19 protein-coding genes and 1 pseudogene are annotated in these 23,173 nt (G+C 58.1%); 11 read left to right on the forward strand and 9 right to left on the reverse strand.

The features are described 5' to 3' along the window. Nucleotides 1-97: 97 nt before the first annotated feature. From ahcY to GSQ82_RS25435, 4 genes are all read right to left on the reverse strand, one after another. Entirely contained in the window at nucleotides 98-1,546 is a 1,449-nt protein-coding gene (gene ahcY / locus GSQ82_RS05620) for an adenosylhomocysteinase (RefSeq protein ID WP_158791027.1), read from the reverse strand. A gap of 160 nt (nucleotides 1,547-1,706) precedes the next feature. Next, the gene (locus GSQ82_RS05625; protein WP_158791029.1) at nucleotides 1,707-3,020 is read right to left on the reverse strand and encodes an MFS transporter; all 1,314 of its coding nucleotides are present in this window, start codon (nucleotides 3,018-3,020) and stop codon (nucleotides 1,707-1,709) included. 31 nt (nucleotides 3,021-3,051) lie between these two features. Next, nucleotides 3,052-3,354 (reverse strand): hypothetical protein, encoded by a 303-nt coding sequence (locus GSQ82_RS05630; RefSeq protein ID WP_158791031.1) that lies wholly within the window; start codon nucleotides 3,352-3,354, stop codon nucleotides 3,052-3,054. A gap of 16 nt (nucleotides 3,355-3,370) precedes the next feature. Beyond that, nucleotides 3,371-4,510, reverse strand: coding sequence for a bifunctional transcriptional activator/DNA repair enzyme AdaA (locus GSQ82_RS25435; protein ID WP_158791032.1), 1,140 nt, complete (start codon nucleotides 4,508-4,510; stop codon nucleotides 3,371-3,373). Nucleotides 4,511-4,598: 88 nt separating this feature from the next. Here GSQ82_RS25435 and GSQ82_RS05640 point away from each other — a divergent pair, with 88 nt between their 5' ends. After that, a complete protein-coding gene (locus GSQ82_RS05640) occupies nucleotides 4,599-5,108 on the forward strand; it encodes a DUF3455 domain-containing protein (RefSeq protein ID WP_158791034.1) in 510 nt (169 codons plus the stop codon). On the opposite strand, the gene GSQ82_RS05645 is transcribed toward GSQ82_RS05640, so the two are convergent. The 4 genes from GSQ82_RS05645 to GSQ82_RS05660 form a co-directional block, all read right to left on the reverse strand. Continuing rightward, complete coding sequence (locus GSQ82_RS05645; protein WP_174243036.1) at nucleotides 5,090-6,022, reverse strand: transglutaminase family protein; 933 nt, start codon at nucleotides 6,020-6,022, stop codon at nucleotides 5,090-5,092. The two genes, GSQ82_RS05640 and GSQ82_RS05645, sit on opposite strands and share 19 nt — an antisense overlap. 149 nt (nucleotides 6,023-6,171) lie before the next feature. Next, nucleotides 6,172-7,344, reverse strand: coding sequence for a methionine adenosyltransferase (metK, locus tag GSQ82_RS05650; protein ID WP_158791036.1), 1,173 nt, complete (start codon nucleotides 7,342-7,344; stop codon nucleotides 6,172-6,174). 204 nt (nucleotides 7,345-7,548) lie between these two features. After that, nucleotides 7,549-7,974, reverse strand: coding sequence for a RodZ family helix-turn-helix domain-containing protein (locus GSQ82_RS05655; protein WP_158791038.1), 426 nt, complete (start codon nucleotides 7,972-7,974; stop codon nucleotides 7,549-7,551). A gap of 412 nt (nucleotides 7,975-8,386) precedes the next feature. Then, entirely contained in the window at nucleotides 8,387-9,421 is a 1,035-nt protein-coding gene (locus GSQ82_RS05660) for an acyltransferase (protein ID WP_158791040.1), read from the reverse strand. A gap of 311 nt (nucleotides 9,422-9,732) precedes the next feature. Between GSQ82_RS05660 and GSQ82_RS05665 the strand changes: the two genes are divergently transcribed. From GSQ82_RS05665 to GSQ82_RS05680, 4 genes are all read left to right on the forward strand, one after another. Continuing rightward, nucleotides 9,733-11,241 (forward strand): hypothetical protein, encoded by a 1,509-nt coding sequence (locus GSQ82_RS05665; RefSeq protein WP_158791042.1) that lies wholly within the window; start codon nucleotides 9,733-9,735, stop codon nucleotides 11,239-11,241. A 51-nt stretch (nucleotides 11,242-11,292) separates the two neighbouring features. After that, on the forward strand, nucleotides 11,293-12,384 hold the full coding sequence (locus tag GSQ82_RS05670; RefSeq protein WP_174243037.1) for an ABC transporter permease: 1,092 nt from the start codon (nucleotides 11,293-11,295) through the stop codon (nucleotides 12,382-12,384). A 44-nt stretch (nucleotides 12,385-12,428) separates the two neighbouring features. Then, on the forward strand, nucleotides 12,429-13,970 hold the full coding sequence (locus tag GSQ82_RS05675) for a hypothetical protein (RefSeq protein ID WP_158791044.1): 1,542 nt from the start codon (nucleotides 12,429-12,431) through the stop codon (nucleotides 13,968-13,970). Nucleotides 13,971-14,084: 114 nt separating this feature from the next. Then, on the forward strand, nucleotides 14,085-15,755 hold the full coding sequence (locus tag GSQ82_RS05680) for a hypothetical protein (protein ID WP_158791046.1): 1,671 nt from the start codon (nucleotides 14,085-14,087) through the stop codon (nucleotides 15,753-15,755). Between the two features lie 36 nt (nucleotides 15,756-15,791). Here the strand turns inward: GSQ82_RS05680 and GSQ82_RS05685 are convergent, their stop codons facing one another. Next, entirely contained in the window at nucleotides 15,792-17,363 is a 1,572-nt protein-coding gene (locus GSQ82_RS05685; RefSeq protein ID WP_158791048.1) for a hypothetical protein, read from the reverse strand. A gap of 431 nt (nucleotides 17,364-17,794) precedes the next feature. Between GSQ82_RS05685 and rplM the strand changes: the two are divergent. The 6 genes and pseudogenes from rplM to GSQ82_RS05715 form a co-directional block, all read left to right on the forward strand. Further along, a pseudogene (gene rplM, locus GSQ82_RS05690) lies at nucleotides 17,795-18,205 on the forward strand (50S ribosomal protein L13); the annotation flags it as partial. Between the two features lie 180 nt (nucleotides 18,206-18,385). After that, complete coding sequence (gene rpsI / locus GSQ82_RS05695) at nucleotides 18,386-18,781, forward strand: 30S ribosomal protein S9 (RefSeq protein WP_020712730.1); 396 nt, start codon at nucleotides 18,386-18,388, stop codon at nucleotides 18,779-18,781. Nucleotides 18,782-19,018: 237 nt separating this feature from the next. Beyond that, nucleotides 19,019-19,957, forward strand: a complete 939-nt coding sequence (rpsB, locus tag GSQ82_RS05700; RefSeq protein WP_158791052.1) for a 30S ribosomal protein S2 — start codon at nucleotides 19,019-19,021, stop codon at nucleotides 19,955-19,957. 132 nt (nucleotides 19,958-20,089) lie between these two features. Next, nucleotides 20,090-20,749 (forward strand): translation elongation factor Ts, encoded by a 660-nt coding sequence (locus GSQ82_RS05705; RefSeq protein ID WP_158791054.1) that lies wholly within the window; start codon nucleotides 20,090-20,092, stop codon nucleotides 20,747-20,749. 379 nt (nucleotides 20,750-21,128) lie between these two features. Beyond that, the gene (pyrH, locus tag GSQ82_RS05710; protein WP_158791056.1) at nucleotides 21,129-21,833 is read left to right on the forward strand and encodes a UMP kinase; all 705 of its coding nucleotides are present in this window, start codon (nucleotides 21,129-21,131) and stop codon (nucleotides 21,831-21,833) included. 158 nt (nucleotides 21,834-21,991) lie between these two features. Further along, nucleotides 21,992-23,173: an acyltransferase gene (locus tag GSQ82_RS05715; protein ID WP_158791058.1), complete on the forward strand. Its 1,182-nt coding sequence runs from the start codon at nucleotides 21,992-21,994 to the stop codon at nucleotides 23,171-23,173.

Here is a 23,173-nt window from a genome sequence, read left to right on the forward strand (position 1 = left end):
TGTCGCACGAGCTAAGTGAATCTTTTCATGTGGAGCACAAAGGAAAACGGCCACCAGATGAATTCTCTGGTGGCCGTTCTCTTGTGACCGTTAAAGACTAGTAGCGGTAGTGCTCAGCCTTGTATGGCCCTTCCACCGGCACGCTCAGGTAGTCAGCCTGCTTCTTCGAAAGTGTGGTCAGCTTCACGCCGATCTTCTCCAGGTGCAGACGTGCAACCTCTTCGTCCAGCTTCTTCGGCAGAATGTAGATCCCGACCTTGTACGTGTCCTTGTTCTTCCACAGGTCAAGCTGTGCCAGCGTCTGGTTGGCAAAGCTGTTCGACATCACAAAGCTCGGATGCCCAGTAGCGCAGCCCAGGTTCACCAGCCGACCCTCAGCCAGAACGAAGATGCTGTTGCCGGTCGCGAACGTGTACTTGTCTACCTGCGGCTTGATATTCAGCTTCTTCACGCCGGAGAGAGCATTCAGCTTCTCCATCTGGATCTCATTGTCGAAGTGGCCGATGTTGCACACGATCGCCTGGTCTTTCATCAGCTTCATGTGCTCGACGGTGATGATGTCGACGTTGCCCGTGCAGGTGACGTAGATGTCGCCGCGGCCCAGCGTCTCCTCAAGCGTAGTGACTTCATAGCCTTCCATGGCAGCCTGCAGCGCATTGATCGGATCGATCTCCGTCACCACAACTCGAGCACCAAGCCCACGCAGCGAAGCCGCCGAACCCTTGCCCACATCGCCGTAGCCGCAGACCACCGCAACCTTGCCTGCGATCATGACGTCGGTGGCACGCTTGATGCCATCGACCAGCGACTCGCGGCAGCCGTACAGGTTGTCGAACTTCGACTTCGTCACCGAGTCGTTGACGTTGATCGCAGGCACAAGCAGCGTGCCCTTCTCGAACATCTTGTACAGACGGTGAACGCCGGTCGTCGTCTCTTCGGAGACGCCGCGCCACTCCTTGGCTACATCCTGCCAGCGCGTCGGATACTGCGCGTGAACCTTTTTCAGCAGCGTCTTGATCACATCTTCTTCTGTTGAGTCGGACGGCGAATCAATCCATTTGTCGCCCTTCTCCATCTCGACGCCTTTGTGAATCAGCAACGTGACATCGCCGCCGTCGTCGATGACAAGCTGCGGTCCAAGGAGTCCGCCCTTGCCGTCTGGGAAGCTCAGCGACTCGTTCGTGCACCACCAGAACTCTTCGAGCGTCTCGCCCTTCCAAGCAAACACCGGTACGCCAGCGGCGGCAATTGCGGCGGCGGCGTGGTCCTGGGTGGAGAAGATGTTGCAGCTTGCCCAGCGCACCTTCGCGCCCAACGCTACCATGGTCTCGATCAGCACGGCGGTCTGGATGGTCATGTGCAGCGAGCCGGTCACGCGGACGCCTGCAAGGGGCTTGCCCGCGGCGTACTTGTTGCGGATCGACATCAGCCCCGGCATCTCCTGCTCGGCGATATCAATCTCTTTGCGGCCAAACTCCGCCAATGAAATATCCGCTACCTTGTAGTCCGCCGCCTTCGTCGCGTGATCGATCGTCGCTGTTGCCATTGTGAAAACCTCAGAATGCTAAATTTTTACCTACTCCAGAATACCATTGGAGGCCTTAGATTTCGGCTTAAACGGCGGGGATGGCGTTGGTGGGATGGAACTCTTCAGGCAACTTTTTATCATTGGTCCGGATATGCTCTAATGGCCTGTCTGCAGCGGGCTAACCCTTGCTCTCGATGGGTAACTGCTTCTGTATGTTCTTTGCCAGCAGTGCGAGCGTGGCCGCGCCAAGCGCCAGCACACTCATGGTATACAGACCGCCGGTGAAGCTCTGAGTCGCATCGCGAAGCCGTCCTGTCATATACGGCCCGGCAAATCCACCAATGCCACCGACCATCTGCAAAATTGCCACGGCTCCAGCGGCAGCGGTTCCGCTCAACATGCTCGTCGTCAGCGTCCAGAACGGACCCATCATGCTCCACAGCCCCACCGCAGCCAACGTCATTGCGCACAGCGCCGCAGCAAGCGAGTGCGCCCACGCGGCCCAGGCAAACCCTGCCGCCGAGAGTGTCAGACAAGCCGCGATGTGCCCGCGCCGCTCCTTGCGCTTGTCTGAACTCCAACCGACTACAACCGTCATTGCCGCCGCGGCTAGGTATGGAAACGTCGCATATCGTGCAATCAAGCTCGTATCGCTCGCGCCCCCGTGCGAGAAGCTGGTGAGAATCAGCGGCATCCACAGGTTCACGATGTACACGCCCACCTGGCTCACAAAGTACACACCAGCCAGCACCCACAACGCTGGAATACGGAAAGCGTCCATCAGCCTGTGATGTCCAGACGCGCCTGATAGCTCCCTATCTCGCTGCAACTCACCCTCCAGCCAGGCTCGTTCCTCCGGGCTTAGCCAGCTAGCCTTTGATGGCTCATCCTTCAATACGAAGAGCACGGAGATGCCGAGCAGTATGGTCGGGACTCCCTCCGACAGAAACAGCCATTGCCACCCCCGCAGTCCCGCCAGCCCATCCAGCTTCAGCAGGTAGCTCGACAGCGGGCCGCCCACCACTCCGGCAAGCGAGGTCGCCGTCATGAACTTTGCTACCGCGCGTGCGCGCTCCTGCGTTGGGAACCAGTAGGTGAGGTAGATGATCATGCCAGGGAAAAATCCTGCTTCGCTTACTCCCAGAAGAAATCGCAGTATGTAGAACGACTCCGTCGAATGCATAAACATCATGCAGGTCGAGATAACTCCCCAGGAGATCATGATGCGTGCGATCCAGATGCGCGCGCCAACCTTCGTCAACATCAGGTTGCTTGGCAGATCGAACAAAACCGATCCCAAAAAGAATATTCCTGCGCCGGTCCCATACACAGTGTTGCTGAAGTGCAGATCGCGCTGTAGATCGGCAGCTGCGAATCCCACATTTACCCGGTCCAGGTAAGCCACGATATACAGCAGGAAGATGTATGGAATCAGGCGCCACGAGATCTTCGAGTACAGCGCACGTCCATCCACAGCTTCGGTCAATTCCATCGCCCCATCTTATCCGCTTACCTGCATCTGCTTAACTTTGAGAACTGACGTCATGTGCCGGTGGAATAATCTGCACGCGCCTCGACTCCCGGTAAGACTGCCAGCCTGCGATCGCCATCAGCAGAAATAGTCCACCAAACCCCAGCGCCACGCCGAGCGCTCCCGCTACCCCTAGCAGAGTTACCCACAGCGGGTTCGTCTTATCCGAAAAGTAGACGAACGCAGCAACGATATCTCCGAGCACGAGCAGCAGGGAGAACAGCAACAGGCTCACGCTCACAACAATCCAAGTCTTGAAGCCATCCGGAAGTGGCTTACTCTTTGCGATACTCACTCTCTCCTCAGTCCTCTCACAAGGGTCCACCCTTCTCCGCCTCGAGCAGCCTGCGCTTTCTGTCTACGCCCCAGCGATATCCCGTCAACGCGCCGCCCTTTCCGACGACACGATGACACGGCACCGCCACGGCGATCGGATTTGCGCCGCATGCCCCGGCCACAGCACGCGAGGCCGTTGGCGAGCCCAGCTCCAGAGCAAGCTCTGAGTAGCTGCGTGTCTCGCCCCGAGGAATTCTCTGCAACGCCCTCCACACCCGCTGCTGAAATGCCGTCGCCCGCACATCCAGCGGGAAGGTCGCCGCCAGCGGATGTTCTCCCAACTGGCTCGACACGAACGCTACGGCCTCCGCCAGCCAACCGGTATTCCCCTTGGCCGATACCAGTTGCGCCTTGGAGAACAGCTCGCGCAAGCCCTCGACCAGCTCCTTATCGTCCCTTCCAAAGGCGATCGAGCAGATCCCTACATCGGTCGTCGCCACCAGCATCCGTCCCAACGGACTTGCCGCCGTGCAGTACCGGATCAGCAATCCCGCTCCGCCTTCGCGCATGGTGCGTGGGGTCATTCCCAGCGTCGCAGAGCTCTTCTCGTACAGCCTGCTGCTCGACCCGAATCCCGCATCATAGATCGCATCGGTGATCGGAGCCTTTGCCTTCTTCGGTTCCCGCACCTTGCTCTTGAACCTCTCCAGCCGAGCTTCTTTTGCATACTGTCCCGGACTCACACCCAGTACACGTTTGAAGCCTCGCAGAATCGTCAGCCGTCCTACGCCTGTGGCCTTAGCTACATCTGCAAGGCGTGTACGCTCTTCGGCGTGATCCTTCAGATACTCCGTCACAGCGGCGATCGCTCCCGCCTGCGGATCAGGCCTGGCCTCGGCGCGCTCCGGTTCACATCGCTTGCATGCGCGATAGCCCGCAGCCTCGGCCAACGCCGGGGTAGGGAAGAACGTCACATTCTTCTTCGCCGGGCGCCTGCTCGCACAGCTCGGCTTGCAGTAAACCTTCGTTGATCTCACGGCATAGACAAACTGCCCATCCGCGCTGGCATCACGTCCCAGCACCTGCTGCCACTGCTTGCCGGGGAAGTAGCTTGGAACCGCTGCCACGTCAGCATCCGTCCCGCCTGAACTCTTTACTGCACCTGTCATCGTCATTCCAGTATCCTCCCATCGGCGGCCTCGCGGCACACTCCGTTTCGTTCCTTCAAACTCGTAAGCCTGTTCTCGGCGTAAACTGGCATCGATGACGCTACCTATCCGCCTCTGCCTGACTATCGCCGCCACCATTCTTCCTTTTGTTACTACACACGCACAAACACCCACCGACCCGCCGCCATCGCAGCACGCCATTCTCACCGCCACCGGCAAAGGCGTGCAGATTTACACCTGTCAACAGACCACCGGTTCGCCGCAATGGGTCTTTCAGGCGCCCGAGGCTAATCTCATCAACGCCCGAGGCAAATCCATCGGCTCCCATGGCGCCGGCCCCATCTGGCGCTCGAAAGACGGTAGTACCGTCACCGGCAAGTTGCTTCAAAAGAGCTCCTCCGACGAGCCCGGTGCGATCCCCTGGCTTCTCCTCCAGGCTGCCTCCACCGAAGGCACCGGAGTAATGTCCAGGGTGGAGTACATCCGCCGCTCCGCCACCCACGGCGGCGACGTTCCTACCGCCCCCTGCGACGCCCAGCACCTCAACATCACCACCCGCGTGCCCTACAGCGCTACCTACACCTTCTACTCCGCGAAACCCTGAACAGCGCCGGTCGAGCCGCGGTTCATCGCGGTCACGACCTGCTCCTGGGAAACGGCCGGACCTGGCAGACTCGGCACCGTCGAACCATCCGCCAGAACTTCGTAGCTGTCGACGTAGAAGTTCGTAAGAAACGCATTCCCAAACGAAGTCGTAATCGCCACATCTGCGGCGTCCCGCCCTGTCGCCATCAGGATGCGCCCCCTTCGCGGCTCATTATGACGCGCATCCATGGTCATCCACCTGCCGTCCAGAAAGACTTCGTACCATGCGCTGAAGTCTCCCGGCCCGCTGTAGGGCCATCGAATGTCCCCCAGATATCCGGTCACATACCGCGCCGGAATGTTCTGGCAGCGTGACAGCGTGATCGCCAGGTGCTGATAGTCGCGGCACACGCCGATCCTCTCCGTGAACACATCCATCGCCGTCTTGGTGGGCCTCGCGGTCTTGTAGTTGAACGTGACCTTCTCATGCACCCAGTCGCGAATCGCTGCAGCCCGTGCCCATCCGGGCGCCGTCCATCCAAACATATCCTGCGAGATTGGAACGAACCTATCTACCTCGCAGTAGCGGCTCGGGAGCAGAAACTGAAGCACTTCAGACGGTAGATCTTCGATCTGCGCCTGCTGTGCATAGGCATTGATAGGGTCTTCCTCCCCTTCGATGTCGACCACGCTCTGTCCGCTCAGGCGTATCGCTCCTGCAGGCGTCACAAACCGCGTACAGCGATTGCCAAACACATCGTGATACTCCGTCGTCTTCACATCGGTCTTCGTGTCGCGGTCGATGTGCTCTACTTTCAAGTGGTTGCCGCCCTTTACGTGGCGCTCCAACGAGGGATGCAGATGCAGCATCGCCACCATAGGCGTAGGCACAGGGAGATGGAATTGAATATCGTATTCAGACTTAATAAGCATCGAAACCCTCATCTCTACAGGGGTTAGTGTTAAATGAGATGCAATTAAGCGGTAAGCCAGCAGTCTATTCTGAATCTCGGGAAACATCAGCAAAAAAAGAAATGGCAGGCCCGAAGGCCCGCCATTTCTCGTTAAATCTGTCCTAAAGCCTACTTTGCAGCTGTCTCTTTCACGCCGGACTGCTCTTTCAAAGCGGTAGCCTTGTCGGTCTTCTCCCACGTGAAGCTGTCGCCCTTGCGGCCAAAGTGGCCGTAAGCAGCGGTTGCTTTGAAGATCGGCTTGCGCAGGTCCAGGCTTTCGATGATGCCCTTCGGCGTCAGTGAGAAGTTCTTGCGAACCAGATCTTCGAGTTTCGACTCATCGACCTTACCCGTGCCGAAGGTGTCCACCAGAACGCTCACCGGCTCAGCCACACCGATCGCGTAGGCAAGCTGCACCTCGCAACGGTCTGCGAGCCCGGCCGCGACGATGTTCTTTGCCACATACCGTGCCATATACGCTGCCGAACGGTCGACCTTGGTAGCGTCCTTACCGCTGAACGCTCCGCCGCCGTGCCGTCCCATGCCGCCGTACGTGTCCACGATGATCTTGCGACCCGTCAAACCGGTATCGCCCATCGGTCCGCCGACCACGAACCGGCCCGTCGGGTTGATGTGGTACTTCGTATCCTGGTCCAGCAGCTCTGCGGGAATCACAGCCTGGATGACGTGCTTCAGAATGTCCGCGCGCAACTCGTCATTTCCGACGTTCTCGGCATGCTGGGTCGAGATCACGACCGCATCCACACGCTTCGGCTTGTGGTTCTGGTCATATTCAACGGTTACCTGGCTCTTGCCGTCGGGTCGCAGGTAGGACATCAGACCGGACTTGCGAACCTCGCTCAGCTTATGCGCCAGCTTGTGCGCCAGCGAGATCGGCGTCGGCATCAGCTCCGGGGTCTCGTTGGTGGCGTAGCCGAACATCATGCCCTGGTCGCCCGCGCCGCCGGTATCGACGCCCATGGCAATATCGCCGGACTGCTTGTTGATCGTCGAGATCACCGCGCAGGTGTTCGAATCGAAGCCATACAGCGCATTGTCGTACCCGATCGCCGCAACCGTTCCGCGCACCAGGCTCTGAAAGTCTACATAGGCCTTCGTCGTGATTTCGCCGGCGATGACCACCAGACCTGTGCAGGTCAGCGTCTCGCACGCCACGCGGCTATAGGGATCCTGCGCCAGGCAGGCGTCCAGAATCGCATCGGAGATCTGATCCGCAATCTTGTCCGGATGCCCCTCGGTTACTGACTCACTGGTAAATAGAAAACGGTCGCGTGTCGCCAAAACTAATCCTCCACAGAGTGCCTGCCGGACACTTAGCCCGGGCAGCGTATAACCTTTCCATTTTACCTATGCCTGGCCGATGGGGGCAAAGCCCAGCACCCATTGGCGAACCTGCGCCGCTCAGTGGCGATATACGGCATTCAACGGGACTGGTCGAGCTTGTAAGCTGCTCGATCTTCTATTTAGAAGACAGATCGAAGGAATCTAAAACAGGCGTCCATGCAGTGCGAGATGCCATACGCCCCAGCCCAGCGCAGCGAGCGACGCCAGCATCATGGCCACGCCGGCCCAGCGTAGTCCGGTGCCGGACTCCGATGCTGCCCTGTTTCTGCGTACGTTCTCGGCGAACTCGGCCCAGTCTTCGCCGCTTGTAGCTGCGCTGCCGTGCTCGCGCAGGCTCGCTTCAAAGCGTTCGATCCACGTGGCCTCATCCAAGTCGAGAGCGGCTAAGTAGCTGCGAACAATGCCTTTGCGGAAGACGCCGCCGGGTAGCGCGTCGTACTCTCCTGCCTCCAGGGCCAGCAGATGGCGAGACGATACCTTGGTCTCCTCGCAGATCGTGTCGATCGAGACCTGTCGCCGTTCGCGCTCCCATCGCAGTTCGTCGCAGAATCGTTCCATGCGCTCCATTCGTTCCGGTTGCTCGAAGAATAGATGAGTAATTTTTCCAAGTCAAAGCACTTTTGCGCTTCCGCAGCCGTTTTGCGAGTGGGAACCAGACTTGCTAAGTCCAATCGAATCTGTGCGGAAGGCTGTTTTTCGGGAACGCGACTCTGCATCTGAGCGAGCAGACTTGCACTTTGAAAAGGGTTGAAGGTGGATTTTCGGTGTGCTTTTTTCTGAGCGTGGTGGATAGGCGTTTTTGCAGGGGTTTTTTGGCAAAAAGCGGATGCAAGACGTGGTTTCTTGCTGGTGAGTTGTGGTGGTTAGCGTGGTGGAACGTGGTTCGCTAGCGGCAGCTTTTTTGGGTGCGGAAAGTACGACAGGTTTTCGATTTTTTTTTACCTTCCCAATGTGGGCATCGCCTCGACCTAGGACTGCTCTATCTTCTCTCTCGCATATGGGTTCCGATACGTCTGCCAAGGCGCTGCGAAGGTTCTTCCAGAAAGACGCAGAACAGGTGCGAGATGACCAGCGTTGCTGCTCCGTAGATAACAGCCAGCCATGCTAATGGGATCTTGCCGTACAAGAGGCTTAGCAGAGTGAACAGAACGGTTCCGTGAACCAGGTAGGAGCTGTAAGAGATGCGTCCCAGGTATTCGGCGGCACGACTCTGTAACCCCAGGTGCATTCTGGGATCCTGGATAAGGATAATCAGGCAACAGACCGCGACCATCTCGTAGTTCCCCGCATTGTTCGAAAAACTTGCGATGTAGAAGTATGTGATCACGGTCAGGGTGAGGGTTATCCAGAGGGGTGGCTGGCTCATCCGGCTGACCAGTCTTTTCAGCGGTTCCTGCGCGCGTGCGATCGTTGCGCCAGCTATAAAGAACTCGCTGTAGCTTAGGGTCAGCATCCAGTGGCTCTGGCCGAAGCGGCTGCCTAGCAGAACATGGGACACTGCTTTGATAGCCAATATCAGGAATATTCCGGAGTAGCGCCCTGTTCGGAGCATCAGCATACACACGAACGGAAAGATGAGGGACATCTCCATCTCGTATCGGAGCGACCAGAACGCAGTGTTGAGTTGTGGCCCCGGATCCATCAGTATCTGCCGGAAGATCAGTTGAGGGCTTAGGGGAGTGTGCCAGGTCTCATAAAACCAGGGCGTCAGCGGCAGAAGAGAGTTTCCAAAGAAGTAGCACCCGACGATAGCCAGAGCTAAAGCTGCCAGATAGGGCAAGTAGATCCTGCAAACTCGCCTCACAAGGTACTCGGGATAGGGTGGCTGTCGCTCTCGCCAGACTGGCAGAGAGAGCACATAGCCGCTTAGGACGAAGAAGAGGATGACCGCCTCATAGCCAGAGACCAGCGGGATGAGAGGCCAGGACGGACGATTAGCCCAGAGCGCACGGTCCCAGTGGTGGCATACAACTGTGACCGCTGCCAGTCCGCGCAGGGAGTCCAGTTGATGCACTCGTCCTCGCATCGAGGATGCGGGCAGAGAGCCTTTCGTCTCTAAAGCCACCATTGCTCAAACATACCTTAGCGGAAGGCGCTTTCTTGTTTGAGTAGCTCTCTTGATTCCGGCCTGCTCTGCAGAGCCAGCAGACGGGCGTAATCGAGTCTCCATCAGCTTTGACTAGACAGCTACCCGACGATATGATCGGCAGAAGCCTGCGTCGAATGCCAACAGGGGTCTTTGTGACTCAGATATGACTCTCATGGGCACTGGTGGCGACTGGCCTCCAACGTCGAAGTAGCCCCACCCCGGAGCAAGGATAACGAGTGCGCCTCCCTTTTCCTGAACGCATTTCTTTCGTCTATACCTTTTACTTCGCGTCGGCGCTGTGCATCGCCCAGCTGATTGAAAAGACTGACCCTACGTTTTCGCTCCTCAGTTTTCTCTTTATCTTAGTTGCGGCCCTGGCTTTCAATGTTTGCGGCGGGTTTACACGTCCTTCAGGATCGTACGTCTTCTTCTTCGCCACCCTGTGCTTCATCATCGGGGTTACGTGGAAGGCGATTCTCGGCGAACCGGCAGAGTCGAACCTGCAGGCTCCGCTGCTGACGATGTCTATCTATCTAGGCTGCATGACTTCGATGCTGGCGGCAGCGGTCATCAGCCGAAAGCTGACGCGAACGCGTCCGATTCTCGGAAACCTGATTAATGAACAGAACGTACAGAGGGCGACGGTCGGATGCCTGGTCGTCGGACTGGGGCTGACTATCTGCCTGATGGTTCTCCCCACCGGCAGCGGCTCGGTCCTGAGTGCGCTTAATCAGATGAATCAGTTCCTGCCGCTGGCCATGATTCTTGGCACGATTCATGCGATTCGACGCTCCGGAGGAACAAAGGCCTTTAGCTTTCCCGTCCTGGTGGCGGGATCGTTCATGTTTCTTCAGGGGATCTTTGGCTTTTCCAAGCAAGGTATCTTCACGCCGTTTGTATGCTGGATGCTCGCCGCATCCTCACAGCGTTACAGAATCACGGTCAAGCAGATCATTCTGGGCGCTGTAGCGGTCTTTTTAAGCTTTCACTATCTTGTTCCATACTCCCAATACGGAAGGACGTTCCGCGAGGAATCGATATCGACGAACCTTAAGGTTGCCTTCGGTTTGATGTCGCACCTGGGAGATGTTCGCGAACTTTACCTGCAGACCGTCGAAGATAACGCCTCCGAGTATCAATACTCCTGGTACAACACGCCGCAGGGGTTCTTCGAACGACTTCAGTCTGTAACTATTGACGATGCCCTGATCGCTAATAAGTCCAAGAGCTCATTCGCAGGCTACGGTCCGCTCGAAGAGGACTTCCTCAATCTCATTCCTCACTTCATCTGGAAGAGTAAGCCTATATCGAACCAGGGAAATGGATATGCCCATGATATCGGGATCCTCGCGGATGACGATACGACGACCGGCGTTTCTTTTTCGCCCGCCGCGGAGGCATACGTCCTGATGGGATGGACGAGCATTATTCTGGTTGCTCCCGCTCTTTGGATCGCTCTCTTTACAGTCTTCGATTCTCTCTGTGGCGATACTCGCCAAGCGCCGTGGGGGCTGCTTGTCGCCCTCCTCTATGCCCACAATGCCCCGGAGGGTGGTCTCGGGGGCATTGTCTATATGCTTGGCTATACCGTGATCGGCATCGTCTTCGCCGCGTTGACAGCCGCCTATCTCATGCCCGTCATCGGAACCTTCCTGATCGGTCCGGAGGGCATCTTCATCAAACGTGCCGCGCCCATTCGCGCTATTCCGAACCGGCTGGCTACTGCGCCCACGCCGGAGAGCTAAGCCTCAGGCGTTGGCTGGGCCGGCAGTGCTCTCCCATACACTGTTAGAGGTATGAATAAACTGGTTGTCGGCAATCTCGTCCATCGTCCTCTGCGGTCGCTCATCAGCTGCCTCGCAATTGCCATTGAGGTGATCATGATTCTGTCGATCACCGCCATCCTGATGGGCAAGCTCAATGGGTTCAAGGACCGCACCAACGGCATCGGCATGGACATGTTCGTCCGACCCAGCACAACCAATAACTTTATCGGCATGAGCCCGGCCGGGGCGTCGATCAAGGTCGCCGAGGTTCTCTCGCAGATTCCACACATCAAGGTCGTCGCGCCGGTGAACATTCAGATCACCACGTCGCTCGACAACATCTACGGCATCGACTTCAAGACTTACGACGGTCTTCTGCCGTTTGTCTTTCTCTCCGGCGGGCCGTTCCAGGGGCCTAACGACGTGATCGTGGACGACTACATCGGCGCGGGGAAGAAGGTGGGCGACACGCTGCAGATTCTCAACCATCCGTTCCGTATCTCCGGCATCGTGCAGCATGGCAAGGGTGGGCGCAAGTTCATCCCTATCGACACCATGGGCACGCTGACCGGCACGGAGGGCAAGGCTACTGCGTTCTATCTGAAGACTGAAGCTCCACCGAAGTATGAGGAGGAGGTTCGCAAGTCCATTCTCGCGACCTCCGGCATGAGCCAGTACAACGTCATTACGACGGATGAGTATCTCTCTTCGATGACGCCAAGCGCGTTGCCTGGCTTCAACATCGGCTTGCGCGTGGTGATCGGGATCGCTGTGGTCATCGGCTTCCTGGTCATCTTCCAGTCCATGTATACGGCTGTGATGGAGCGCACACGCGAGATCGGCATCCTGAAGTCCATGGGGGCGTCGCGGTCGTACATCGTCGGCATCGTGCTTCGTGAGACTGGGGTGCTGGCGACTGTCGGCATCCTCGTCGGCATCCTGGCCAGCTTCGCGCTGAGTGCGGCGCTTGAGGCTCGCTTTCCCACGCTGGACTTCGTCATCAACGTGCCCTATGTCTGGAAGTCCGTGCTTATTGCGTTCGTGGGGGCGATCCTTGGGGCGCTCTATCCGGCGCTCAAGGCAGCAAGCAAAGATCCTATCGATGCTCTCTCTTACGAGTAGGGAGATTGTCTCGTCTTAGTTCTTTCGATCTTGGAAGAGGGATTATGTTGACCAATAAAACCTTCGGTTTGGCGACTGCGTTTCTGATGCTGTGGCTGGTCGCGTGGATATTTCTCTCGTGGGCGGGTGTTCAGGACGACGCTTTCATCCACCTGCGATACGCAAGCAATCTGCTCCAGACTCATCTGATCAGCTACGACGGGGTGCATGCGAACTATGGAGCGTCGAGTCTTCTCTATGTCTACCTGCTGTCTCTGCTGAGGATCTTCTCCCACTCTCCGAATCTTCCGCGTTTTGTCTCGAGTTTTGTTCACTTGCTGCTGATAGTGGGCATTGCGATCTTTTTTCTGCGTTCGGTCCCGCGAGAGTCCACACAGGTGCGTGCTCTTGGCTTGATTCTGATGCTCGTGCTCGTTGCGCCTTCGTCGGTTCGGTGGCTGGATGACGGCATGGAGACTGGCCTTGTCCTCTGTTTTGTGGCGTCGATCTGTTGGATCACGTCGCGTCAATCGTCTCTTGACGAGATCGCTTTGCCGCAATATATGGCTTGCGTTGTGCTCGGATTCTTCGCGGTTCTGCTGCGTCTCGAACTTATTCTGCTGTGCGGTGTTGCCTTAGCGATTCTTGCCTGGAAGGGACTCTTTGCTCCAGCGGGAAGTGGCAAGATGGGTCGGCGCTTCTGGCGCGTCTTGAGCGGAAGCCATCTTTTTCTGGGGGGGCTTCTGGCTCTGCTGTATATCCAGATCAAGATGCACTTCATCGTTCCTGACACTGCGTTGGCAAAGTCAACCGGTGTCGCGAGCTGGCACTACGCTTTCTATGCGACCAGCGAGATTCTTGCAGGATCGTTGTCTTTTGGATCGGGGATGTTCCTTCTCTGGTTTTTGACGATCTTCCTGTTAGCGCGTGCAGGCCGTTTTTCTATGACGAGCCTCTTCGCCAACCTCGTCTTTCCGGTCTTGTTTGCGCTCGCCGCCGTGCGTGGGCAGCAGATCCAGGGTGCACGTTACTTCGTCTGGGCGATCTTCTTCTCGACTCTTTGGAACATCCTCGAGATGACGAAGAGCCTACCCACGCTCTCTGCAAATCGTTGGGATTCAAGACTCGTCTACTGCTTCCTCGCACTTCTTCTTATCGCGATGCCCTTTGAATCTAGGGCGATGTATCCGATGCTCAGAGATCGTTCCACTCTTTTGACGAGCTTCGAGGGTGATCACCTCAAACACTTCGAGGGCAAACGCGGAGTTGCTTACGATATCGGCTATCTTGGCTACTTTACCGGGGCCAATATCTGTGATGTAGCCGGGTTGGTGAACGGAAGAGATAAGGCCCGCATGACATCCGATGCGCGCACGGCGGCTTGCTTTGCGGATCACCCGGACTTTATGTTTCTCGATCAGGCCTGGATCACCACGGCGGGCAACTACATCCCGCTCAAAGACTGGCAGATCTGCTCCCGCTATGACTTTAGAAATGTGAACTCAACCGATCGCCACTTCCTGCTTGTGCCGCGATCGACCGCCGATGAGGTCTGCAGAGAGGTTGCGAACTCCGTTCCTATGGATGTACAGCAGTCATCCCAGTAGAAAATGACCGGATGAGGCTGGTGCCCTCGTTGCAACTCCTTTCACGCCATCATCGTCATACTTCTGTAATACTCTGAACTCTCACGACAAAACTGCGTTTAAGTATTTGCAACTATGAATCACCCAGGCCCCAGCTCGCTTCGTCTGCTCAAAATCCTCGAGGTCTCTCTCCTCCTCGTCGCGGCGATCTTCCTTTCTTTTCATGCTCTCCATCTCAGCGCCGACTTTCCGAACCACTCCCCGTGGATGGACTGGGCCAAGTACACCGACGAGGGCTGGTACGGCGATGGCGCCATTCGCCACTTCCAGCGCGGCCACTGGTACGTTCCCGGAGACTTCAACCCCGCTGCCGCACTCCCTGTCTGGCCTGTGTTGGAGGGTGCGCTCTTTCACTTCACCGGAGTTAGTCTCGATGCGGCGCGTGCTCTCACCGTCGGCATCTTTGCTCTTATCCTGCTCTCGTCTTACTTGCTTCTGCGCCGCTGGGCTGCCTCTTCCGCCAGCAAGCCGAGAATCTCCCTGGCTCCATCGGTAGCCGTTCTCCTGCTCGCCGTCAGCCCCTTCTGTTATGTCTTCACCCGGCTGGCCATTCTGGAGCCTCTGCTGATTCTCCTCACGCTTCTCGCACTTCTGGCTGCCTCGTACGCAACGCCGCCGGTGCAGGGAACTGACACGGCTCCCCCTCCGACCCTGTTACGCCAGGCTCTTCCTCTGGTTGCGCTTGGCCTGCTGCTTCCGCTGATGGTCCTCACCAAGACCACCGCGATCTTTCTTCTCCCCTCCATCGCCTGGATCTTATGGGCTCGCGCGGGGTACCGTCTACGCCCGTTTCTGCGAATGGGTGCTCCCGCTGGTGTCCTCGCCTGCGTCACGTGGCTCAGCTACTACGTCTTCATCGTTCGGCCTCACTTTCTCGAGGACTACCACTATCTCTTTAGTGCCAACGCGTACACCGGCATCACCCCGGCCACTGCGCTCTCCGTGCTTGCGGACACGATCACCGACGGACTTTGGATGGGCAGTATCCTCTACCCGCTGGCCATCCTTGCTGCGGTTACCGCACTGATCCTTCGTCCGCGTCTGCTGCGCAACCCGCTCATTCCTGCGCTTCTGCTGTGGGCTGCCGGGTATGCGGCATTCCTTGCGTATCACAATAACCTGCAGCCACGGTACTACCTGGTGATCGCTGTTCCGCTCACGCTTCTCGTCTCCGTCGTCTTCGAGAGTGTGTGGACAGGTCTGCGCAGTCACCTCATCAACCCCCTTGGCCGCCTGGGCATGGGAGCGATCGCGGCTGCCCTCGTCGTGGCCGCCATCAGCGACGGCCGCCAGACCATTCAGTTCGTCCGCCACCCGGACTACACCTTTACCAATGCTGCCGAAAAGATCCACCAGATCATCTCCTCCGACCCGGCGCACAGTCCGCTGATTCTCTCCATCAGCGGCTCCAATCTGTCACTCATGACCGGGCTGCCTTCCATCTGTGACGACTTTGGCACCATGGACCTCGCCGTCCGCGTCCGCGCTTATCGTCCGGGCTGGTACGTCGCCTGGAACGACGTCGAGGACGACAAGATGGAGGCGCTCGCCCCCATGTATCATCTCCAGCGCGTCGCGGCTTTTCCTGCCATGGACGACCCGGACCGCAACCTGCTCATCCTCTACCGCCTGGACCCGGTTGCTCCCGGCGCGCCACCACATCGCCGCCATCCCAAGCAGCCTATCCCGCGTCTTTTGCAGGTCAACTTTGGCCAGCAGCCTAGTCAGATCCAGCTCGAACACTAGCCGAGCGCTGCGGTTGGTGGATGTTTGAGAGTCGCGCTATCGCTCTCCGGCCGGAGTGATTCTCCAAACCGTCATCCAGTTTTTCTGAGTCCAGACAACCTGATCCGGATTGAGCTGAAGCGTGCCTGCCGGAGCGCTGGGAACCCGAGAGTAGATGTCGGCGCTTGTAGCCTGCCACCAGCCTGCGCCAGCCGGGGTGCAGTGCAGCTCCACCGCAGAGAGAAAGAGCTGTTCGCAAAAGTCGTTTCGATCGGATTCGTTATAGGGGACAGGCGGCCCAATGAATCCGTCGATATGGTCTTCTGCGGCTATGGCGTTGATGCCCTTCGCTCCAAGGTCGTGTTGGAAGTTCACATCGCCCATCAGCCCATCCAGAGGGACGATCTCCAGATCCGTGTAGTAACCGAGCAGTCCCGGCTGATCGTAGGAGAACGCTCTGTGGATGCCGGCCTTCTTGAACACCGTCTCGTTGAACGAGGCTGGCGGTCCTCCGGCTGGCGCGCGATAGCATCGAATGTAGCTGAATCGCACCCAGCCAAATGCCAGGAGCACAACGATCACGCCCGCCACAGGCATGACAAGCCATTGCCTTTGGCTCATCACCACCGACCCTGCCCGTGCGAGCAGAACTGCAGCCAGAAGGATCCAGCTGGTGTAGTACCAGCTCCAGCGCGTCTCACTGGACATGCGCAGCACGATGTAGGCGGCATGGCAGAGTATGCCGAGAAAGAACGGCACCTCCACCACGCGAAAGAACGTGTCCCGCTTCCGCAGCGCCACTACAAGAAGGCAGATGAAGATCACCGTCAGCGCAAACAAGGCAGTATGCGGCAGATTTTGAGCCAGCGAGTGGGCTCTTGCGCTCTTACTCTTCAGCAGGCCGCTAATCGGCTGCAGTGTATGAAAGTTGATCCAGTTGGACGCAAGATATCCGCCCCAGAACAGCGCATAGATGGGCAGCATCATCAGCTGCAACCGGCGCCCGATGCGCCCGGCATCTCCCTTTAGCGCTATCCACACAGCCAGCCAGACGAATCCGACGATAAATATATTGTCCAGCCGGCTCAGTACGGCGATCGTCGCGACGAGATTGAAGCGCAGCGCCGATCCTGTCGTCGGAGCCGGGATCATCTCGAACGCCGTCAGCATCAGGAGCGCCAGAAGAAACGCGCTCAGCGCCCCCTCCGTGCCAAGCTGCGACAGGAAGCTGAATGGAATCAACAGCACAAACGCCAAGATCCACAGATCTCCGGCGACTCGCTTCGTCACCCGCCGGACTGTCCAGAGCATTAGCACATCCAGCAGCGTCACCACCACTGCAATGGCGTGCATCCCCGCCATCTTTGCGGGCACAACCTTATAGACAGCCGTGCAGATCAGCATCCACAGGGGGTGGTAACCGTTGGTGGGCATGATCGTGTTGAACGTGCTCCCCATCCCCCGGGCGAAGTTCCAAGCCACCTGGAGATAGAAGTAGGTATCGTCCGCGAAGAGTTGGTCAGGCCTTAGGATGAAGACGCCGGCGTAGAGGACTACAAATCCCGAAAAAATGACTGCAAGCCAGAGATTGCTTCGTCTCCCCAGGAAACCCGGCGAACTATCCTTCATCAAACCCACCTTCCACCCTGTTTAGATCACAGATCGTATATGTCACAGATCGATGGGCAAATCGTATCAGATCGTCGTTGACTTCCCCTCGAACTGCCATTATCCTTAAATCTCGCGCAGTCTCGCGTCTGTACGCCTGTGTCTTTATTGTTCCCAGGAGAGGTACGGTCCCGAGGCATCCGTGGTGGATCCACTGGGGAGCAGCTTTCCATACAGCCGCCCCTGAAGCACCCATCCCATAGGTTTTGTGCGTAGTCCAGGTCATGCGGTCGTCTCCGCGCGTTTGGAAGGGGGAAGTCTCCTTTTCATCGCCAATCCGCTTTGTCTGGAGCAATAGAAATTCAGATCGTTCACGAACTATCAACCGGCACCATCTTCTTCATGCACCACGCCGAACACTGAAGACGGCAGAATCAGGGAGTATCTCAACGATGTCCACTACTATTCCGAGCGGCAAAGATATTAAGCGTAAGTGGTTTGTGCTCGACGCCAGCGGCAAGACCCTCGGCCGTCTCGCCACGCAGGCCGCCTCCGTCCTTGCAGGCAAGCTCAACCCCCTCTACACCCCCTACATCGACATGGGCGATCACGTTGTGATCATCAACGCCGAAAAGATCGTGCTGACCGGCCTCAAGTCTGACCAGAAGCTCTATCGCCGCTACACCGGCTTTCCCGGTGGTCTCCGCGAAGAGTCCTTCATCAAGCTTCTCGCCCGTCGCCCCGAAGCCATCGTCGAGCAGGCCGTCAAGGGCATGCTTCCCAAGAACAAGATGGGCCGCCAGATGGCCACCAAGCTCAAGGTCTACAAGGGCGCACAGCATCCGCACATCGCGCAGCAGCCTGTAGCCATGGACTTCCATGCCTCCAACGCACCCAAGATCAGCGAGACCAGCAAGTCCAAGGTGATGATGCCGACCCACCAGGCACACGCACTCGAAGGCTAAGCGTCCCCCTCCTGCTCTGCGGGAGATAACGAAGAATGGGGCGTCAGCCCCCGGGTTTTATCAAGTTCAAGGAGCACCATGGCAGATCTGATTCAGTACTACGGAACCGGCCGTCGCAAGTCCTCCATCGCACGCGTCTTCCTGCGTCCGGGCAGCGGCAAATTCACCGTCAACAAAAAAGAGTGTGACGTCTACTTCGTCACCGCACAGCAGCGCGCCGCCGCCAAGCGGTCGCTCGGCATCGCCGACATCGGCGAGACCTTCGACGTCATCACCACCGTAAAGGGTGGAGGCGTTATGGGCCAGGCCGACGCAGTCAAGCTCGGCATCGCACGCGCGCTCATGGTATTCAACCCCGAGCTCCGCAAGGCGCTCAAGGCAGAAGGCCTCGTTACCCGCGACTCGCGTGGTAAAGAGCGTAAGAAGTACGGCCAGAAGGGCGCTCGCGCTCGCTTCCAGTTCTCCAAGCGATAGAAAGCTCTTCAGCAGATTTCTCTGCTGTTGCTTTTCTCTCCTTCGAGACAAGGCCCGCACAGTTTGAATGGGTGTCGGATGATGATTCCGGCACCCATCGCATCACCCTCATGGGTATCCGCCAACGCGGCTGTTGCATGAGGCTAGGAGTCAAATCTCCCGAGCCTGTCTCGTCAGGCGGAGGATCAATCCAGGCACCGGCACCACGGTTCCGGCTGTCTTCACTAAGGAGCTACATTGGCAAATATCACAATGAAAGAACTGCTCGAAGCTGGCGTTCACTTTGGGCATCAGACCAAGCGCTGGAACCCCAAGATGAAGGAGTACATCTTCGGCGAGCGTAACGGCATTTACATCATCGACCTTCAGAAGACCCTCAAGATGTTCAAAGAGGCTTCCAAGTTCGTCACCGATCTCACCTCCACCGGTAAGCTCGTCCTCTTTGTCGGCACCAAGCGCCAGGCACAGGACGCCATTGCCGAAGAGGCCACCCGCGCCGGCATGCCTTACATCAACAGCCGCTGGCTCGGCGGTCTCCTGACCAACTGGGTCACCGTGCAGAAGTCCGTCAAGCGCCTCGCCGAACTGGACGACATGTCCACCGACGGCCGCTACGAGCTGCTCACCAAGAAGGAAGTCATCAAGCTCGAGCGCGAGCGGAAGCACCTCTCGACCAATCTCTCGGGTATCAAAGCCATGAAGCGTCTTCCCGACGCCATCTTCGTCGTTGACTCCAACAACGAAGCCATCGCCGTCGCAGAAGCCCGCAAGCTCGGCATCCCGGTCGTCGCGGTCGTCGATACCAACTGCGACCCGACTGTGGTTGACTATGTGATCCCCGGCAACGACGACGCCCTCCGCGCCATCCGCCTCTTCACCACGAAGATCGCTGATTCGGCCTACGAAGGCGTCCAGATGGTCTCCGAGAAGGCGTTCGCGACCGAGTCTTCTGACGTTCAGCCTCTCGAAGTCTCCCCCGAGCACATCGGCGAAGACGGCGAGACTGTCGCCTCCGACCTCGAAGTCCACGAGTCCGCCGGCATCGCCGAAGCCTCCACCGAAGACGACGAGACGGTCGACCTCGAAGCGGTCCTCGGCGGCAACATCCGCAAGGCTCCGGCTGCAAGCGAGCCCGACACCGAGACCGAAGCTATCTCCGCCCAGGCCGCCGTCTAGCTCAGGCCACGAACACCCACTCTGAGGGAGCGTGGCTGCCCGCGAAAGCGAATTCGGCGCCACGCTCTTTCTGCGTCAACGACCCAGTAACACTCACGCTGCATCATCAGCAAAAGGATTGCGAACACACCCATGAGCGAAACCCAGGTAAAGATCGACGCAAAACTCGTCAAGGAACTCCGCGAAAAGTCCGGCGCCCCCATGGGCGACTGCCTCAAGGCCCTCCAGGAAGCCAAGGGCGATATGGAAGACGCCTTCGTCGTCCTGCGCAAGCGCGGCATGGCGTCGGCTGCCAAGAAGGCCAGCCGCACCACCAATGAAGGCGCTGTTGGCACCTACATCCACGCAGGCGGCAAGATCGGCGTTCTGCTCGAGCTCAACTGCGAGTCCGACTTCGTCGCTCGCACCGAAGACTTCCAGGAGCTGCTCCGCGATGTGGCTATGCACATCGCCGCAGTAGATCCTCGCTTCGTCAGCCGCGAGGATGTCACCGAAGCCGACCTCGAGCGCGAGAAGGACGTCTACCGCGCCCAGGCTGCAGCCTCCGGCAAGCCCGCGAACATCGTAGAGAAGATGCTCGAAGGTAAGCTCGCCAAGTTCTACGAAGAGTTCTGCCTCCTCGACCAGCCCTTCATCAAGGAGTCCACGCAGACCATCGCGCAGCTCATCGCCACCAAGGTCGCCAAGCTCGGCGAAAACATCAGCGTTCGCCGCTTCGCCCGTTTCAAGGTCGGCGCTCCCGACTGGACCGTAGCCCAGACCAAGGCAGCGACAGAAGAAGCCTCCGCCTAACCGGTAATTACTCCAAAAACACGAAAGCCCGAGCCACCGGCCCGGGCTTTCGTGCGCATGAAGCCCACTTTCATTCGACCAACGGGAGGACCCTCACCCCCCGTTCCGGCAAAAGAAAAAAAGCCAGGGAATGGCCGCCCTCCGCGCAGGAGGCCCGTCTGGCAGGACCGCGTCGGTTATAAGTTCGCGTCAGTTGACAAAACCAGCTCTCCGGCGCATCCCGCATAAATGCGCCTGCTATCCGCTCCTAACACAAGTCCAAAGCTAAGTCTCGTTTCCTGAAGACTTTGCACCATATCGACGGGGTGGGGAGTACCGCGCGACAGCTCCTCGTGCCCCTCCGTCGTTTGCCCTGCTCCGTGCGATACTAAAAACTGACATGTACAAAAGAGTCCTCCTCAAGCTCTCCGGAGAAGCCCTGGCTGCAGGCCGCGGCTTCGGTATCGACGCCATCTTCATTCACAAAGTAGCCGCAGAGATCGCCGCCGTTCATGCCCTGGGCTGCGAGATCGGCATCGTCGTCGGCGGAGGTAACTTCTTCCGCGGCGTGGCCCAGCAGGCCATCGACATGGACCGCGTCGCCGCCGATCACATGGGCATGCTGTCTACGGTCATCAACGCGATCGCTCTCCAGGACGCCATCGAAAAGCTCGGCCTCTTCTGCCGCGTCATGTCCGCCATCGAGATGCACCAGGTCGCCGAGCCGTATATTCGCCGCCGCGCCATGCGCCACCTCGAGAAGGGCCGTATCGTCATCTTCGCCGCCGGTACCGGCAACCCGTTCTTCTCCACCGACACCGCTGCCAGCCTCCGCGCCATGGAGATCAAGGCCGATATCCTCCTCAAGGCGACCTCCGTTGATGGCATCTACACCGCCGACCCCAAACTCGATCCCGAGGCCACCAAGCTGCCCCAGATCACTTATAACGACATCATGCGCCTCAACCTGCGCGTGATGGACCAGACGGCCGTCTCCCTCTGCCGCGATAACAATATGCCCATGATGGTCTTCAGTATGCGCGAGCAGGGAAACATCGTTCGCGTCGTCAGCGGCGAAAAGATAGGCTCGCTCGTCACCGCCTGATGCGTTTGCTCTCCCTTTGCAAGGCGTCTTCGGTTCGCGCCCGTCAGAAACTGCGCATAAAAAGCCATCTATCTCAGGTTAAGACACGTCAAATCTTCTGAAACAGCGTTAGAACAGTTGCACACTCTTTTGCATCCCGCACAGGCAGGAAGAACCTTGTGAACATCGGCACTCTCGAACCGGAGATCGCGCAGCATCCAGCCCCGGCTGCAAAGCCCGCGGAGATCTCCACTCGTAAGCCGCCGTTGCCCGCGCTTACCGGGATACGAACCCTGCTGGCACTTGCGATCATCCTGTTTCACTTCACCCCGCCACACCTCGGGATACTCTATCCCTTCATCGATAACGGGTACGTCTTTGTCGGCGCCTTCTTTATCATCTCGGGCTACGTGCTCACCTATAACTACGCCGACCGCGCCAAAACTCTGGTCAAACGCGAGTTCTGGCTCGCTCGGTTTTCCCGGCTCTATCCCGTCTATCTTCTCGTCCTGGTGCTCTCCTTTCGCATGGTGCAGGAGGAGTGGCACGCTCGATCCCACTTCGAGTTTTGGCAGGGAATGATCCTCACGCCATTGGTTCTCCAAGGCTGGAGCCCATCCGTTGCGACCTTCTGGAACACCGTGGCCTGGACGCTATCGAGCGAGATCGTCCTTTACGCGGCTTTTCCCTGGGTCATTCGAGCGCCGTGGCCAAAGAAGCCGTTGAACCTGATACTTCTTCTCTTCATCTTCTGGGCCATCGGTCTTATTCCTCACTCGCTCTACCTTTGGATCAACCCAGACCACATCGTCGGGCCTGTGGATCGCTATAGCTCCACGCAACTTATCCGTTTCCTGAAGTACACGCCGCTCCCCTACGTGTGCACCTTCCTGGCCGGCGTGACCCTGGGTAAACTTCAACTTGCCATCACCCTCACACCGCGTCAGCGAGCTGTTCTCTGTGCCATTAGCCTTGTTGCCGTCGGTATCTTCTTCTACACCCAAGTCAACCGTACGCCATACCTTCTCATGCATGGTGGGCTTCTGACGCCTATCTTCGCCGCGCTTGTGCTTGGTCTCAGCGGACCGCACCCGATCTCCGCACTGTTTTCCTGGCGTCCTCTTCTTCTGGTGGGAGAGAGTAGCTACTGCCTATATCTTCTTCACTTTAACGTCTTCCAGCTCATCCACATCTACCATGTGCCGGAGCGCCTTCATCTTCTGGCCTTTGACCCCTGGCTCTCCTACGCGATTTTGATCGTGCTGTCGCTTGCTGTCTTTCATTTCGTGGAGACGCCCGCCCGCAAGGCCATCCTTCGCCGTTTCTCGAACAAGCACCGCACGCTCCTTCCCACCTCCTAA

The sequence above is a fragment of the Granulicella sp. L60 genome (assembly GCF_009765825.1).
In the GTDB taxonomy this organism is placed as follows: domain Bacteria; phylum Acidobacteriota; class Terriglobia; order Terriglobales; family Acidobacteriaceae; genus Edaphobacter.